This is a genomic window from Alcaligenes aquatilis, assembly GCF_003076515.1.
Taxonomy (GTDB): Bacteria; Pseudomonadota; Gammaproteobacteria; order Burkholderiales; family Burkholderiaceae_B; genus Alcaligenes; species Alcaligenes aquatilis.
In genome coordinates this window covers 3790577-3806988 of the sequence record NZ_CP022390.1, presented here as the reverse complement: position 1 = coordinate 3806988, position 16412 = coordinate 3790577, and the positions used below count along the sequence as shown (strand labels likewise).

Here is a 16412-nt window from a genome sequence, read left to right as displayed (position 1 = left end):
GTGAACGGATATGGAATTATTTGACAACCTGATGCTGGGTTTTTCGGTCGCAGTCACACCGGAGAACCTGGCCTACGCTCTGCTCGGTTGCATACTGGGCACCTTGATTGGCGTGTTACCTGGCATTGGCCCTGTGCCAACTATCGCCATGCTGTTGCCCATCACCTATGTACTGCCCCCAGTGGCTGGCCTGATCATGCTGGCCGGTATTTACTACGGCGCGCAGTATGGCGGGTCCACAACCGCCATTCTGGTTGCCCTGCCGGGCGAAACCTCGGCGGTGGTGACCGTGCTGGACGGGCACCAGATGGCACGCAATGGCCGGGCCGGTGCTGCTTTGGCGATTGCTGCCCTGGGTTCGTTCTTTGCCGGTTGTGTTGCAACCATTTTGCTGGCGGCCTTCGCACCGCCTTTGGCTGAGGTGGCCTTCAAGTTCGGACCTGCCGAGTATTTCTCATTAATGGTGTTAGGCCTGGTGGGCGCGGTGGTGCTGGCCTCTGGTTCTCTGCCCAAGGCCATCTGCATGATCCTGCTGGGCCTGCTGCTGGGCATGGTCGGTACTGACGTGAACTCCGGTGTAGCGCGTTACGACTTTGGTATTCCCGAGCTGCAAGATGGTATCGACTTTGCCGTGGTGGCCATGGGTGTATTTGGTTTCTCGGAAATCATGAACAACCTGGAGCTGGGCGACCAGCGTGTCGAAATTACAGGCAAGGTTGGCAGCCTGTACCCCAACAAACAAGAGTTCAAAGAGTGCTGGCCGGCCGTCATCCGTGGGACTGCAATGGGTTCGTGCCTGGGCATTCTGCCCGGTGGTGGCGCGGTTCTGTCCTCCTTTGCCTCCTACACGCTGGAGAAGAAAATCTCCAGAAATCCGGAGCGCTTTGGCAAAGGCCACCCTGCCGGTCTGGCCGGTCCCGAGTCGGCCAACAACGCCGCCGCTCAAACCTCCTTCATCCCGCTGCTGACACTGGGTATCCCCGGTAACGCCGTGACGGCTCTGATGATTGGTGCCATGACCATCCACAACATTCAGCCCGGCCCACAAGTGATGACCAGCCACCCTGAACTGTTCTGGGGCCTGATCGCTTCCATGTGGATCGGTAACCTGATGCTGGTCATTCTGAACCTGCCATTGGTTGGTCTGTGGGTGAAGCTGCTCAAAGTACCGTACCGCCTGCTATTTCCTGCCATCCTGGTCTTTTGTACGGTCGGGGTGTACTCGCTGAACTACAACGTGTTTGACATTCTGGTCACCGCCGCTTTTGGTTTTGTCGGCTACGTATGGTCCAAACTGCGTTGTGAAGGCGCTCCCTTGTTGCTGGGTCTGGTATTGGGCCCCATGATGGAAGAGAATTTCCGTCGTGCCCTGCTCCTGTCCCGTGGTGACTACACCACCTTTGTCACTCGTCCGCTGTCCTTGTCATTGCTGGTTCTAGCCGCCATCCTGGTGGTGATTGTGGCCCTGCCCTCTGTCAAGAAAAAACGCGACGAAACTTTCGTGGAAGAGGACTAAGGCACAGCCAGTCCTCTGGTTTGAAAGCTGCCCCTGAAAGGGGCATTCAAACTGGCGCAACAGCAAGAAGGCCTGATTTCATCTCTCCACGAAATCAGGCCTTTTTTTTATCGACTGGTTTTGCTGCCTGGTTTCAAGACAGCTCAATCCTTGCTGGGCTAAACGGAGCCACCTCCAAGAACAAACATCAAGCAGCCAGAACCGCCTGCGTACACAACCTTCCTAACAAGGGAGCCAGAATGTCGCCGGAGTGGGCTACGGCGGCAAGCAAACCATCCAAACGAAGCAGCGCTTGCACTAGGCGTACTGCGCGGACCTTGATCGATCAAGGTCACAGCGGGCACCCGCTTGAGTCAAATGCCAGGCGACCGACGCCCCCATCACGCTATCACCGACGACCAATACTTTGACTTTGCATTTAGGCGTCATCGCTTCTATTAATGAGCAAACAAAATCAAGCAGCCCATTATGCGCATGAACAAGCGAACAGCCAGCTAGGCGACAAGATACGGTCTGTTCCTAGCAAAAACAACAATGGCCTGAACCCCTTGCGGAATTCAGGCCATTGAGATCAGCCAACTTACATCGTGCCTTGACGGCGCTTGTAGAAGTTACCGATATACATGGCCAGCAGCACCAGCACAGTAGAGATCAGAATCATGATGATCCCCAAGGCCGAGAGCTTGCCCCACAAACCATCTTCGGCATAGCTCAACACCTGTACCGCCAGCACTTCTGTGCCAGGACGGGACAGCACCACGGATACCGTCAACTCACGAATGAACATGGTGGCCATCAAAATCCAGGCTGACACCACACCGGGAATCAGCAAAGGAATAATGATGCGGCGCATGGTTGTCCAGGAGCTGGCCCCGGCAACGGCCGAGGATTCCTCCAGGTGAGCATGTACCTGCACAAAAGCCGCCGATAAAGGTCGGATCCCGTAAGGCAGATAGGCTGCGATATAAGCCAGCAGCAAGGCGGTCAAGGTTGCATACAAAGGCGTTTGCACAAAGAACCACATAAAACCGATACCGATCACAATCCCCGGAAAGGAGAAGGACAGAAAGCTCAAGGTATCGAGCAGCGCCGCCGCTCGCGTTCGTAACTTAACCACCACATAGGCCACAAATAGCGACAACAGCACACCCAGACTGGCCCCGAACACAGCCAGGAACAGACTATTTGTCATGGCCACTTTGGAGATTGGGTCTTGAATGACATCAATCCAGTTCGCCCAGCTCATCAAAGAGAAGGCGCGAGCGCTAGGCACCATGGAGTACGGAATCATGGAGGTGTAGAGCAGCACAGCGACAGGCAACACTACCATCAGCAAGCTGATAATGCCCACGATGATGAACAGCGGGATTTTCGCGCGACGCAGTTCCAGTTGCGTCGGTTTGAAACCACGGCTGGAGATGGTCACATACTTGCTGCTTTCTTTCGTCATGTAGCGATACAGCACGATCAGGGCAATGGAGGCCGATAGCACACTCATGCCCAGCGCTGCCGCTTTTCCATAGTCTGGCGCGAAGCCGGTTGAGATCATCTCGAACAGATACGTGGCCAGCACATCCACACGACCCGGCGTACCCAGAACACGTGGCACCGCATAAGAGGCCAGCGCCCGCACAATCGCCAAAATGAAAGCCGCCATGATGGCTGGACGCAGAATCGGCAGGGTGACCCGCGTCAAGGTGCGCCACAGACCGCCCCCGAATACACGCGAGGACTCTTCCATGGACACGTCAAACGAGGCCATGGCAGGAGCGATGATCAGATAGGCCACAGGCATGTTCAACAAGCCCTCGACCAGAATCATGCCCCAGAGCGAATAAATATTCAGTGGTGCATCCTGCAGACCCAAGGTGTCCTGCAAGAACATATTGATCAGGCCATTGGACGGATTCAACAGCAGTGCCCAGCTAACCGAGAACAACAAGTGCGGAATCATCATGGGGACGATGGACAGCACCGTAAACACACCCTTCATGGGCATGTTGGTACGCGTATTCAGGTAAGCCAGGAAAACGGCTAGCGCGGTAGAGAACAGGGACGAGCCCAGCACGAAAACCACCGTATTAAAGGTGACTTCCAGCAAAAAGGGATCGGTGTAGGCGGCTACATACTTGGCCGTGGTGAAAGAACCAAAAGCCGTCAGGCCCTGCGAAAAACTGCCCAGCAGCAACATCAGGACCGGGCATAGCGTCAGAAAGCCAACAATCAGAATAAGCGACCAGCTAAGTGGTCTGCGTGTTTGATTCATGATGTTCCGCCCTTATGCCGACAAGAGCATGCAATGCGCAGGATGCAGGTTAAAGCGCACGGTATCGCCCTGCTTTACCTTCACATCAGGATCGATACACACCAGGAGCTGCTCTTTACCCACTGTGACCTCGGCCTCGTAGGACTCGCCCACGAATTCCAAGGCCTGAACCTGCCCATGGAACAGATTCTGGCCCACTTCACTGGACTGACTACTGACGCGAATAAACTCGGGACGAATGCACAACGTGACCTCCGTGCCCACGGGCAGATCTCGCTTCTTGCAGTGCAACTGACCCAGTTCGCATTCCACAAGGGTGGAATCCACACGCTGCTCCAGCACCTTGGCGCTGATCTGGTTGGCACGACCAATAAAGTCCGCCACAAAGCGGTGGTCGGCATCAAAGTAAATTTTTTCTGGTGAGCCAATTTCCAGAATTTTGCCGCCACGCATAACAGCGATGGAGTTGGACAAGGCCAGCGCCTCGACACGATCATGCGTCACGTACACTGCGGTAATGTCCAGACGGCTCAAGAACTCGCGCAGTTCTTTACGCGTTTCTTCACGCAGCTTGGCATCCAGGTTGCTGAGCGGCTCGTCAAACAGGATGACCTTGGGCTCGGCCACCAGAGCTCGTGCCAGCGCCACTCGCTGTTGCTGGCCACCGGACAGACGCGTTGCGGAACGCTGATCCACCCCTTCCAGTTGCACAAACTTCAAAATGTTCGCGACTTTTTCACGAATCACCTCTTTGCGCTCGCCACGTACTTGCAGCGGGTAAGCGATATTGTCGAACACCGTCATGTGCGGCCAGATGGCGTAGGTCTGAAACACCATACCCAGACCGCGCTTTTCTACCGGAACAGCAATATTCTTGGCGCTGGACCAGACGATCTCGTCCCCAATGCGGATTTCACCCTCGTCTGGGGTTTCCAGACCAACAATGCACCGCAGCAGTGTGGTTTTGCCGCAGCCACTGGGCCCTAACAGGGTGAAAAACTCATTCGCGGGAATCGTCAGATTGATATTGTCCAAGGCCTTGAAGGTTTTGTCCTCTGAGACATAGGTCTTGCTCAGGCCGGTAATTTCAATTTGCATAATGAGTTAATATTTTCAATAAAAATAAGGCGAGGCGCCAAGGCGCCCCGTTCTTGTTGAACCAGCTCTTGCCGTCGCGTGATTAACGCACAGCAAAGATACGGCTGAATTCACGACTCCAACGAATCAGTTCTGCATCGCTCAGGTCCCGGATAGGCTCGACCTTGGCTTTATCAATGCCAGCGACCGGAGGATGAATCCCGGGGGCCAGAACATATTCGCCCACCTTATTGGCCAAAATACCCATGGCTTCATTGCCCAGCCAATAATCCAGAAAAACGCGGGCCGCATCCGGATGCGGCGCATTCTTGGTCAGAGCAATAGCACGCGGCGAGCCCAGCAAAGGCTGACCCGACATGGGGCCCCAGGCCAATGGCGCAGGCGACTTGGTCACGATGTACTTGGGCATGGAAATGGCAATCAGCTTCTCGCCACTTTCAATAGGAGCGGGGGTTGGGCCAAACGACGCTACAAACATGGGTTTGTTGGCAGCCAGCCCTTTCAGGAAGTCCAGCCACTGCTCTTCGCTGCTAAAGACTTTTTCCTTCAAGCCAATCAGCCAACCAATGGTGGACGGGTGATTAGCCGGGTTAGCCATCACGATCTTGTCTTTCCACTTGGGATCGGCCAGATCTTCGTAACGTTGCGGCGCGTCCTCGGCTTTGAGGTGGTCCGTATTATAGATATAAGACACATATTCGATGCCAAACTGAATAATCGAATCGTCTTGAATAGCCCACTGCGGGTAGCCCTGTACGGCTTCAGACTGATGAGGAACCAACACGCCCTGCTCTTTAAGCATTTGCAACATCGGCAGGGGAGCCTGGACCACATCCGCCATCAACTTGCCAGCGTTGAACTCGGTCAGGATGGTGGGGATGAACTTGGAGCTGGAAATACGAGTGTATTTACCTTCAATGCCTTGCGCTTGCTGCAAGGCCTTCATGATGGGCTCTACAGCCGTGATGTTGGCGTAAAACACAGCCTGGCCTTGAGCCTTCGCTTTTTCCAGTACCGCGGCATCTGCCGCCCACGCCGCCCACGGCAAAGAGGTCCCCATAGACGCCAATCCAGTGGCACCTGCCAGCTTCAAGAAACGACGACGATCGAAAGAGTTCATAGGATTCAAGTTCCAGTTAATTAGCCAGGAAATCATGTGTGCCCATCATGATCCGGACAGGAAAATTCCATTTATTACAGATCTATGTTTGGTTTAGAACATGAGGGGCCTGATGCCGTCAAGCTTCAAACACCTTGCCGCTTATTCCCTCAGGCGACGATCAAGTTGGAAAAGCTGCGCTAAGCTCTACGTCTGAACATGATTATTCTTAAGGAGCCCCGTGCCATGAACCCATCCATTCAGCCCAAACAGTATGAATCCGGCCGCCCGCAAAAAGTGGCGTTCATTGGTCTGGGAGTGATGGGATATCCGATGGCGGGTCATCTGGCTCAGGCCGGCCATCAGGTGACGGTGTACAACCGCAATCAGGCCAAAGCGGAACAATGGAGCGCACAATTCAAACAGGCCTGGGCGGCCACTCCGGCCCAGGCAGCGGCACAAGCCGACATTGTGATGGCCTGTGTGGGAAATGATGATGATTTGCGCGCCATTTTTCAGGGGCCAGACGGTGCGCTGGCAGGTATGAAGGCCGGCAGCCTGTTTATCGACCATACCACCGCCTCCGCCAACGTTGCCCGGGAACTGGGGGCACTGGCCGCCAGCAAGCAGATCGCCTTTGTCGATGCCCCGATTTCCGGCGGGCAAGCCGGAGCCCAGAAAGGCATGCTCAGCATTATGTGTGGTGGGCATGCGCAGGATATGGAACGCGCCCGCCCCCTGATGATGAGCTACGCCCAGGCTTGCACCTTGATGGGGCCACTGGGATCTGGGCAGCTATGCAAGATGGTGAACCAGATTGCCGTCGTCGGTCTTTTGCAAGGTCTGGCCGAAGCCATGGCTTTTGGTGAACGAGCCGGACTGGATATGGAACAAGCTCTGTCTGTCCTGACCAAGGGCGCAGCCCGCAGCTGGCAAATGGAAACCAAAGGCCCCACGATGCTGGCTAGAGACTTTCAACCCGGTTTCACCGTGAACTGGATGCTGAAAGACCTGGATCTGGTGCAGCAAGAGGCCCAACGCACTGGGGCTCAGTTGCCGGCAACCCGCTTGATTCAGGCACAGTTTGCGAAAATTGCCGAACAGGGCCACTCGGATTGGGATGTCTCTACCCTGTTCAATCTGTTGGCCCGCCCAAACGACAAGGCTTGATTCAGGAATTATCTGATTGAGGCGCTTCGGGCTGCAACAAGGGCAAGCGTAGCGTCGCCTTCAAGCCGTAGCCGCCCATATCGTTAGGCTCGCCATCAGTGAGCACAATCGTGCCGCCATTGCGCTCGGCGTAAGCCAGCGCAATGGCCAGACCCAAGCCAGAACCCGAACCACGTCCGCCCTTGCGTGCCGGGCCGCCCCGGTCAAAGCGCACAAATACGCTTTCACGCAAACTGGCAGCCAAGCCCATGCCATTGTCCGTCACACTGATCCAGGCCTGCTTGTCGTCGTGTCCGGCAGAAACCGTTATTGCACTGCCGCTACCGGCATGATTGATGGCGTTGTGAATCAGGTTGGAGACCGACTCATGGATCTCGGCATCGCTGGCGTAGACCCACAGGGGCGCTTGCTCCCCTTCTTCGCCCGGCCCGATCCAGCCCAGATCCTGGCGATGTTCGCGCGCCAAGGGCAGATATTGCAGCACTACCTCGCGCCCCAAACTGGCCAGATCGACCTGGCCCTGGCTCATGGTGGTGCTATGGCTGGCATGGGCCAAAGCCAATAACTGCTCGGTCAGGCGGGTCGCCTGCCCCAACTGCTTGATAATCGCCCCCAAGGACTCCCGGACACGTTCAATATCCGGCTCGCGGCGAGCGTACTGAGCCTGAGTATGAATAATCGCCAAGGGGGTACGTAATTGATGCGAGGCGTCGGCCAAAAATTGTGCCTGCCTATCCAGCACGGAACGGTATAGCTCTATGTGATGATTGACCGAACGAACCAAGGGGACCACCTCACGCGGCACATCGCGCTCGTCCAGGGGCTGCAAGTCATCCACGCTTCGGTTGCGCACTTCCTGACGCAAAGCCTGCAAAGGACGCAAGGCCCAGGCCACGGCGAACCACACCAGCAGCACAGCCAGCAACAACATACGCAAATTGCGGAAAATGCCTTCGCGCCAAGCTTCCTGTTGAGTGCGTAAACGCAAATCTAGGCTTTCGCCCACCATCACCAAAACCTGTCTGTGCTGGCCTTTGTAATGCAGGTCGCGCCACAAAGCCACCATACGCACGGTGTCATTACGGAAATAGGAATCGTAGAAAACCGGCACGCCTTCATGGTCGGCCAGATTGGCGGGACGCGGTAGCCCTTCCATCCCAAGTAAGGTGCGCCCTTTTAATTGATTGGCATCGGCACCACCCAGGTTACGGACCAAAGGGGTGACTTCTTCGACCCGAAAATACTTGCGATTGCCTGGTCTGGACTCCAGCATGACCTGGGCATAAAAGGGCGGATCGATGCGTAAACTGCCATCGGTATTGAACTCCACACTGGTCTCAAGCACTTTGGCCGGTTCCAGCAAAGCGCTGTCGTACACATTTTCCGTGACGGAGTTCATGGCCCGGTAATCTTCCCAACTGTCATACAACAGCAAGGCGACCACCCCCGGGATCAGCAGGACCAGCAGCCAAAAGCGCAAACTGCCTTGCCAGGCATTGGCGGGGGGTGGAGAAGGTGCTGTCATGAAACGCCGGATTCCGCCTCAAGCACTTCCAGCATGTAGCCTAAACCTCGTACCGTCACGATATGCACATCGCTATTGGCCAGTTTCTTGCGCAAGCGGTGTAAGACAACCTCGATGGCATCGGGGCTGGCATCGCTATCGTGCTCGAACACGCGGGCAAAAAGCTGGGACTTTTCAACCGGCATACCAGAACGACTGATCAGCACCAACAAAGCCGCATGTTCGCGCGGAGTCAAATGCACAATGGCATTGTCCAGCATGAAAGCCCGGCTTTCGGGGTTGTATTCCAGCGAGCCGCAGCTGACTACAGGCGCCACACGGCCACGGCTGCGCCGCACCAAAGCAGCCAGACGAGCCTCCAGTTCCTCCAGGGCAAAGGGCTTGGTCAGGAAATCGTCGGCGCCCAGATTCAGACCACGAACACGGTCTTGCAAGGCGCCTTGAGCGGTCAGGATCAGCACGGGAGTGTGATCACCGCGTTCGCGCATCTCGCGCAAAAGCACCAGCCCGTGTTTATCGGGCAGGCGCAAATCCATCACAACCGCATCATATTCATGGGCCGTCAACAACACTTCTGCCGTTCGGGCATCATGAGCGGGATCGGGCAAAAAACCACTTTGCGCCAAAGCCCGCTCCAGCCACGCGGCCATTTCCAACTCGTCTTCAACCAATAATATGCGCATGATCCCTGCTGTCTACGGTATCGGCATCAATTGCGCTTGGGGGGCGCTGACGTAAATAACGATTTTCCTGGCGCCGCCGGAATAAAATATCCGACAGCTCGTTTAGCGCTTGCTGATAGACTTCCCGCTTGAACTCAATCACTGAATCAAGTGGCACCCAATATTGACTCCAACGCCATGCATCAAACTCCGGCGTCGAGGAAGAGCGCAGGCAGACATCGCTGTCTCGCCCTACCAGTCGCAACAGGAACCAGATTTGTTTCTGGCCCTTGTAATGGCCACGCGCCTCCCGACGTACAAAATGATTGGGCACGTTGTAGCGAAGCCAATCTCGCGTCCGGCCTAATATACGGATATGCTCTGGCAGCAAGCCCACTTCTTCGTGCAGTTCGCGGTACATCGCCTGTACGGGTGTTTCGCCGTATTTGATACCGCCTTGCGGGAACTGCCAGGCATGTTCCCGAATACGCTTGCCCCAAAAAACCTCGTTTTTGCGATTAACGAGAATAATTCCGACATTAGGACGGTAGCCTTCACGATCTAACATAGGCCACCTCTAACGAATTCAATACAATTAAATCTGATTATACGTACCTGACGAGTTCCCTACCATGCATGCTAGCCAGTATCACATTAATACCCTGAAAGAAGCGCCTACCGAGGCCGAAGTTGCCAGCCACCAGCTCATGACGCGCGCCGGCATGATACGCAAAGCCGCCGGCGGTATCTACACTTATATGCCTATGGGCCTGCGCGTGCTGCGCAAGATTGAAAACATCATTCGTCAGGAAATGGACCGCTCCGGCGCCATTGAGTTGCTGATGCCAGTAGTCCAGCCCGCCGAACTCTGGGTAGAGTCTGGCCGTTGGGAAAAATATGGCGACGAGCTGCTACGAATCAAGGACCGCCACCAACGCGACTTCGTGCTGCAGCCCACCTCTGAGGAAGTCATCACGGACATCGCCCGCAACGAAATCCACAGCTGGCGCCAATTGCCGATTAACTTCTACCATATTCAAACCAAGTTCCGTGACGAGCGTCGTCCCCGTTTTGGCTTGATGCGCGGCCGCGAATTCACCATGAAGGACGCCTACTCCTTTGACCGCAACGCCGAAGACGCCCAGGCCAGTTACGACAATATGTACGACGCGTATATGCGTATCTTTGCTCGTCTAGGTCTGGACTTCCGTGCCGTGGCGGCTGATACCGGCTCCATTGGCGGTTCGCGCAGCCATGAGTTTCAGGTTATTGCCGATACCGGCGAAGACTTGCTGGTCTACAACCCTGACACCGACTACGCTGCCAATATCGAACTGGCTCCCGCCCCTTGCCTTCTGGCTGAGCGCGCCGCTCCTGGCCAAGCGCTGGTCAAGACCGCCACACCAGAGGCCCCAAAATGCGAACTGGTCGCTCAACAACTAGGACTGGACCTGACTGCCACGGTCAAATCCGTGGTGGTGGCTACCGATGTTGAAGAAGATGGGCAAACCAAGACGACTGTGTACCTGCTGCTGATTCGCGGCGACCATGAGGTCAACGACATCAAGGTTTCCAAACTGGCCGGCTTTGAAAAAGGTCACCGTCTGGCAACCGAAGAAGAGATTGTGGCCGTCTTTGGCTGCAAGCCCGGCTATCTGGGCCCGATCGGCACACGTCAAGCAGTGCAAGTCATTGCCGACCTGACCGTTGCCAACATGAGCGACTTTGTCTGTGGCGCCAACGAAGAGGGCTTTCACTACACCGGCGTGAACTGGGGTCGCGACCTGCCCGAACCCATCAAGGCAGACCTGCGCAACGTGGTTCACGGCGACCCGGCTCCTGAGGGCGGCAAGCTGGCCATCCAGCGCGGCATTGAAGTGGGCCACGTGTTCTTCCTGGGCGATGTCTACTCCAAGAAGCTGAACGCCACCTTTTTGGAAACTGATGGTAAACCGGCTGTCATGCAAATGGGTTGTTATGGCATTGGTGTCAGCCGTATTGCGGCCGCAGCCATCGAACAAAACCACGACGAGCGTGGCATGATCTGGCCTCGCGCCCTGGCCCCGTTTGAAGTGGTAATCTGCCCGATCGGCTTTACCAAGAGCGATGCGGTACGTCAGACTGCGACGGATCTGTACACGCAGCTCAAAGAACAAGGCGTGGATGTCATTTTGGACGACCGCGACGCCCGCCCCGGCATCATGTTTGCCGACTGGGAACTGATTGGCGTGCCGCTACGCATTACGATCGGTGAGCGCGGCTTGAAAGAGGGCGTCGTTGAAATGCAGGCACGCCGTGATGCCAGCAGCACCAACGTCCCGGTCGAGCAGATTGCTCAGGTCAGCGTGGAGCGTCTGGCCTCGCTGTAAAGACTCCAAGCAGGGCTGGCCGTAGGCCATGCCCTGCCCGTCAACATAAACTCTTTTACGAACGACATGCTTACTGACAAGTGGGACACCCAGGCTCGGCTTGATATTCGCGTATATTACGAGGACACCGACGCTGGGGGGATCGTATATTACGCCAACTACCTGAAATTCTTTGAGCGTGCGCGCACAGAATGGCTCAGGAACCTGGGCGTAAACCAATCCGATGTAGCCGAGCAGAATCAACGCCTGTTCGTAGTCAAGAAGGTTGAAATACAATATCTCAAACCTGCCCGGCTCGATGATTTGATCTCGGTACGCAGCCGGATTACCCAACTGGGGTCGGCTACCATCCATTTTGAACAAGGTGCCCTGCGAGGTGGGGAACTGTTATGCCAAAGCACCATCCAAATTGTTTGCGTTGACGCCAACACGCTTCGTCCAAGCAAGCTGGACTCTGATTTACGTACCCTCTTGGAAAAGGTTCAGGACTGACCATGCAAGCTACTAGCGACCTGTCGCTGATTTCGCTACTTCTCGATGCCAGTATTCCCGTTCAGCTTGTCATGCTGATCCTGCTGGGAATCTCGATTCTCTCGTGGGCCTATATCTTCAGTAAACGGGCTGCACTTAAACGCACGCTGGAGCAGACTCGCCGTTTTGAGGACGACTTCTGGGCGGGTGGCGATCTGGCCGTGCTTCAGCAATCCATCTCCTCGCGTCGTGCTGAACACGGGGCCTTGGCCCGTATTTTTGAAGCCGGCATGACTGAATTCATCAAGGCCCGTCGCAGTCAAAGCTCGGGGCCTGCCCTGCTGGACGGCCCACGTCGTGCCATGCGTGCCAGCTATCAACGCGAAATGGATACGCTGGAAACACATCTGAACTTCCTGGCCTCTGCCGGTTCGGTCAGCCCCTACATCGGGCTGCTGGGTACCGTCTGGGGGATCATGCACGCCTTTATCGGTTTGTCGGGCATGCAGCAGGCAACCCTGGCCTCGGTGGCTCCCGGTATTGCCGAAGCCCTGATTGCCACGGCTATTGGTCTGTTTGCCGCCATCCCTGCGGTGGTGGCCTATAACCGCTTTACCAACGAGCTCGATCGTATCTCGATCCGCTTTGACAGCTTTATCGACGAATTCCTGAACATCTTGCAGCGGCAGGTGAACTGATGCCATCGATGCGTGGAAGCACCGGCCGTCATGGCCGGCGCATGAAAAATGAAATCAACGTCGTACCGTATATCGACGTGATGCTGGTGCTGCTGGTGATCTTCATGGTCACCGCTCCCATGATTACCCCTGGTTTGGTGGAACTGCCTTCGGTAGGCCAAGCCTCCGAAGTACCTGCCAAGCCGGTGGAAATCCAGGTTGATAAGGACGGCAAACTGGCCATACGCTTGCGCGATGCGGGCTCCGAGTTCATGAACATCGAGAAGTCCACACTGCTCAATGAAGTACGCTCGCGTATGCAGGCCGACAGTCCGGTTGTCATCGCCGCCGACGGCAAGGTTCCCTACGAGACCGTCATGGGCTTGATGGATGAGCTGCGCTCCAATGGCATCAACCGCCTGGGTCTGATCGTCGATCGCAATAGCGACCCTGACGCTGGCAAATAACCTCTGGCCGGATAGCGTGCTCGCCATCCGGCGCGAAAAACCTGAACTGAATGAAGCACAGAACACGCAATACCCGCAATCAGGCGCTGCGCTCGCCTGAGCAAAAGGAAGATCGGCGCGGCTTGCTCATCGCCCTGGGTCTGCACGGGCTGTTGCTGCTCGCCATTTTGGCGGGAGCCCTTTTTTCTACTGCGCCCAAAACACCCAATGCGGTGCAGGTCGAATTGTGGATGGACGGTGTCGCGCCCGACGCGGCCGTCAATGCGGATCCCGAAGCCCCCGAGGCCGAGCCAGAGCCACAACCTGAGCCTGAACCAGTTGCAGAGCCAGAACCCAAGCCTGAACCGGAACCCGAACCGCCTCCGGCACCCAAGCCACCTCCTGAACCTGAAAAGGTCACACCTCCTGCTGAACCCGAAGTCGATCCCGAGATCGCTTTGGAGCAAGCTCGCAAAGAACGCGAGCAAAAAGAACGTGAAGAAAAGCTGGAACAAGAGCGTCAGGAAAAACAGCGTCAGGACAAGCTAGCCGCTGAACGACGTGAACGTGAACAGAAGGAAAAGCAGGAACAGGAACGCAAGGACAAGGCCGAAGCAGAAGCTAAAGCCAAGGCGGAAGCCGAACGCAAGGCCAAAGCAGAGGCCGACGCCAAAGCCCGTGCTGATGCCGAACGCAAAGCCAAAGCCGATGCAGAAGCCAAGGCCAAGGCAGACGCCGAGGCCAAAGCCAAAGCGGATGCTGAACGTAAGGCTCGCGCTGCTGCTGCCGCCAAAGCCAAGGCGGACGCCGAGCGCAAGGCCAAGGAAGAAGCGTTCCGTCGCGCCATGCGCGAAGGTGCTCCTGGCCGCCCCGGTGGTACCGCAGACCGCAACCAGGCTGGCGGCGGCGGTGGTGACGGTGGCTATGCCGCCAAGGTGCGCGCTTGCGTGCAGCCTGGCGTGGTCTACAGCACCCCTGCGCGCTCCGAAGTACGCGGCAACCCTACTTTGCAGTACCGCGTGGACCTGAATGCCGATGGCACCCCTAACCGCGTTCAAATCAAACGATCGTCCGGCATCGCTCTATTCGATGATGCCGTATCCAAGGGACTTGCCCGTTGCAGCCCTTTCCCCAAACCGCCTAGCGGGCAGTATCCATCGTATATTGATGGCGAATACCGCATGTTCGATTAATCAGGAGATTGCATAATGACCGCCGCTACCCCTGCCCTGGCGACCTTAGGTCGTCATTGGCGCGCCACGGCCACTGGAGCGTTTGCCCTGGCCGCTGGCATGTTCGCCAGCCAACCGGCTCAGGCCCAACTGCGGGTCGATATATCGGGTGTGGGTGCTACCCAGTACCCCATCGCGATCGCCGATTTTGCTGATAACCCGGCCAGCCAGTCCCTGGCCGAAGTGATTCGCGCCGACTTGACTCGTTCGGGTCAATTTCAATTGATCAATGCCACCGGTGCTGGTCTGAATGCAGAAAGCACCATCGCCTACGACGAATGGCGCAACCGGGGGGCTGATTACCTGGCCTACGGCTCGGTCGCCCAGACCGGCGGGCAATACTCCATCAGCTATCGCCTGGTGGATTCCGTTCGTCAAACACAGCTGGATGGGGTGGCTTTTGCGGGCAGCGAGAAAGAGTTACGTCGCATATCCCACCAGATTGCCGACCGTATCTACGAAAAAATCACCGGTGTACGGGGCGTTTTTTCGACACGCCTGGCCTATGTGTTGCAAACGGGCAACAACTACGAGTTACAAATTGCTGACGCCGACGGACAAAATCCACAGGTAATGTTGCGTTCTCGACACTCAATCATCTCGCCAGCCTGGTCCCCTGACGGTAAAAAGCTGGCTTATGTGAGCTTTGAGAACGATAAACCTGTTGTATATGTGCAAACTTTGGCCACTGGCCATCGTGAGCCACTGGCCAATTTCAAAGGCAACAACAGTAGTCCAGCATGGGCTCCCAACGGCAATCAGCTAGCTGTTGTGCTCTCCAGAGACGGTATTTCGCAGATTTACACGCTAAATGCAGACGGTTCGGGCTTGCGTCGTGTGATGCGTTCACCCCTGATCGATACTGAACCGAGTTTTATGCCTGATGGCAACTCCCTTGTATTTGTCAGTGATCGTGGTGGCGCTCCCAATATTTACAAAGTAAGCCTGGGAGGAAACGACGCACAACGCATTACCTTCAACGGGAGTTACAATATTTCACCGGAGGTCTCTGCGGACGGTACTAGGCTTGTATACGTCACACGCAGAAACGGTGCTTTCCGAATTGCCACTCAAGATATGGCATCAGGGTCTGAGCAACTGCTGACGACAGGTCCCGACGATCAGTCTCCGAGTTTCGCCCCTAATGGGATGCAGATCTTATATAGTTCTGTTCAGGGGGGGCGCAGTGTCCTAGCTGTAACATCCGTGGACGGTCGCGTTCGTCAGACCCTCTCGTCATTGAATGGCAAAGTACGCGAACCCACCTGGGGACCATTTACCAACTGACATCCTGTGTGACTCTTTTTCAAAAGGAATTCAAATGAGCTCGCGCATTCTTAAAAGTCTTACCCTCGCCGCCATGGCTGTAACCCTTGCTGCTTGCAGCTCGGTGCCTTTGGATCAATCAGGCTCCGGCTCAACCGGCGGTACTGGATCAGACTCTGCTAGCGCAGGCCAGATCATGGACCCTTTCAATCCTCAAAGCCCACTGGCACAACAACGCTCGGTATATTTTGACTACGACAGCTACGTTGTGAACGAACAGTACCGTGGCCTGGTAGAAATGCACGCCTCGTACCTGAGCAGCCATCCTCAGCAAACCGTGCGCATCGAAGGTAATACCGACGAGCGTGGTGGTGCTGAGTACAACCTGGCTCTGGGTCAGCGTCGTTCCGATGCCGTGGCACGTATGCTGGGTCTGCTGGGCGTGAGCAACAGCCAGATCGAAGCTGTGAGCTTTGGTAAAGAGCGTCCAAAAGCCTTGGGTAACACCGAAGCTGATTACGCCGAAAACCGTCGCGCAGACATCGTTTACCAACGATAATTTCTGCATCGACCAAGTGGTTCCGACGCCGTGGCGGTTGTTAACGCCGCGGCGTT

15 protein-coding genes are annotated in these 16412 nt (G+C 56.0%); 9 read left to right on the top strand and 6 right to left on the bottom strand.

What is annotated here, in order from left to right:
* The first annotated feature begins 10 nt into the window (after window positions 1-10).
* The gene (locus tag CA948_RS17365; protein ID WP_094197544.1) at window positions 11-1516 is read left to right on the top strand and encodes a tripartite tricarboxylate transporter permease; all 1506 of its coding nucleotides are present in this window, start codon (window positions 11-13) and stop codon (window positions 1514-1516) included.
* A gap of 580 nt (window positions 1517-2096) precedes the next feature.
* Here CA948_RS17365 and CA948_RS17360 read toward each other — a convergent pair.
* From CA948_RS17360 to CA948_RS17350, 3 genes are all read right to left on the bottom strand, one after another.
* Window positions 2097-3782, bottom strand: coding sequence for an ABC transporter permease (locus CA948_RS17360; RefSeq protein WP_108728653.1), 1686 nt, complete (start codon window positions 3780-3782; stop codon window positions 2097-2099).
* A 12-nt stretch (window positions 3783-3794) separates the two neighbouring features.
* Window positions 3795-4880 (bottom strand): ABC transporter ATP-binding protein, encoded by a 1086-nt coding sequence (locus CA948_RS17355; protein WP_094197546.1) that lies wholly within the window; start codon window positions 4878-4880, stop codon window positions 3795-3797.
* An 82-nt stretch (window positions 4881-4962) separates the two neighbouring features.
* Window positions 4963-6000 carry an ABC transporter substrate-binding protein gene (locus CA948_RS17350; protein WP_108728807.1) on the bottom strand — a complete coding sequence of 346 codons (1038 nt, stop codon included), beginning with the start codon at window positions 5998-6000 and terminating at the stop codon, window positions 4963-4965.
* Window positions 6001-6225: 225 nt separating this feature from the next.
* Here CA948_RS17350 and CA948_RS17345 point away from each other — a divergent pair, with 225 nt between their 5' ends.
* On the top strand, window positions 6226-7149 hold the full coding sequence (locus CA948_RS17345; RefSeq protein ID WP_108728652.1) for an NAD(P)-dependent oxidoreductase: 924 nt from the start codon (window positions 6226-6228) through the stop codon (window positions 7147-7149).
* 1 nt (window position 7150) lies between these two features.
* Here the strand turns inward: CA948_RS17345 and CA948_RS17340 are convergent, their stop codons facing one another.
* From CA948_RS17340 to CA948_RS17330, 3 genes are read right to left on the bottom strand one after another with little or no spacing between them, the layout of a single operon-like run.
* Complete coding sequence (locus CA948_RS17340) at window positions 7151-8674, bottom strand: sensor histidine kinase (protein WP_094197547.1); 1524 nt, start codon at window positions 8672-8674, stop codon at window positions 7151-7153.
* Window positions 8671-9357: a response regulator gene (locus tag CA948_RS17335; protein ID WP_094197548.1), complete on the bottom strand. Its 687-nt coding sequence runs from the start codon at window positions 9355-9357 to the stop codon at window positions 8671-8673. The genes CA948_RS17340 and CA948_RS17335 overlap by 4 nt, the downstream gene beginning before the upstream one ends.
* On the bottom strand, window positions 9338-9904 hold the full coding sequence (locus tag CA948_RS17330) for an RNA pyrophosphohydrolase (protein ID WP_094197549.1): 567 nt from the start codon (window positions 9902-9904) through the stop codon (window positions 9338-9340). The genes CA948_RS17335 and CA948_RS17330 overlap by 20 nt, the downstream gene beginning before the upstream one ends.
* A gap of 64 nt (window positions 9905-9968) precedes the next feature.
* On the opposite strand from CA948_RS17330, the gene CA948_RS17325 reads away from it, so the two are divergent.
* From CA948_RS17325 to pal, 7 genes are all read left to right on the top strand, one after another.
* Complete coding sequence (locus CA948_RS17325; protein ID WP_108728651.1) at window positions 9969-11705, top strand: proline--tRNA ligase; 1737 nt, start codon at window positions 9969-9971, stop codon at window positions 11703-11705.
* Between the two features lie 66 nt (window positions 11706-11771).
* Window positions 11772-12197, top strand: a complete 426-nt coding sequence (ybgC, locus tag CA948_RS17320; protein WP_094197551.1) for a tol-pal system-associated acyl-CoA thioesterase — start codon at window positions 11772-11774, stop codon at window positions 12195-12197.
* 2 nt (window positions 12198-12199) lie between these two features.
* Window positions 12200-12874, top strand: coding sequence for a protein TolQ (gene tolQ, locus CA948_RS17315; RefSeq protein ID WP_009454887.1), 675 nt, complete (start codon window positions 12200-12202; stop codon window positions 12872-12874).
* Window positions 12874-13320, top strand: a complete 447-nt coding sequence (gene tolR, locus CA948_RS17310; protein ID WP_108728650.1) for a protein TolR — start codon at window positions 12874-12876, stop codon at window positions 13318-13320. The genes tolQ and tolR overlap by 1 nt, the downstream gene beginning before the upstream one ends.
* Window positions 13321-13370: 50 nt before the next feature.
* Window positions 13371-14492, top strand: a complete 1122-nt coding sequence (gene tolA / locus CA948_RS17305) for a cell envelope integrity protein TolA (protein WP_108728649.1) — start codon at window positions 13371-13373, stop codon at window positions 14490-14492.
* Window positions 14493-14507: 15 nt separating this feature from the next.
* Complete coding sequence (gene tolB, locus CA948_RS17300; protein ID WP_094197554.1) at window positions 14508-15818, top strand: Tol-Pal system beta propeller repeat protein TolB; 1311 nt, start codon at window positions 14508-14510, stop codon at window positions 15816-15818.
* A 34-nt stretch (window positions 15819-15852) separates the two neighbouring features.
* Complete coding sequence (gene pal / locus CA948_RS17295) at window positions 15853-16356, top strand: peptidoglycan-associated lipoprotein Pal (protein WP_094197555.1); 504 nt, start codon at window positions 15853-15855, stop codon at window positions 16354-16356.
* Window positions 16357-16412 lie beyond the last annotated feature (56 nt).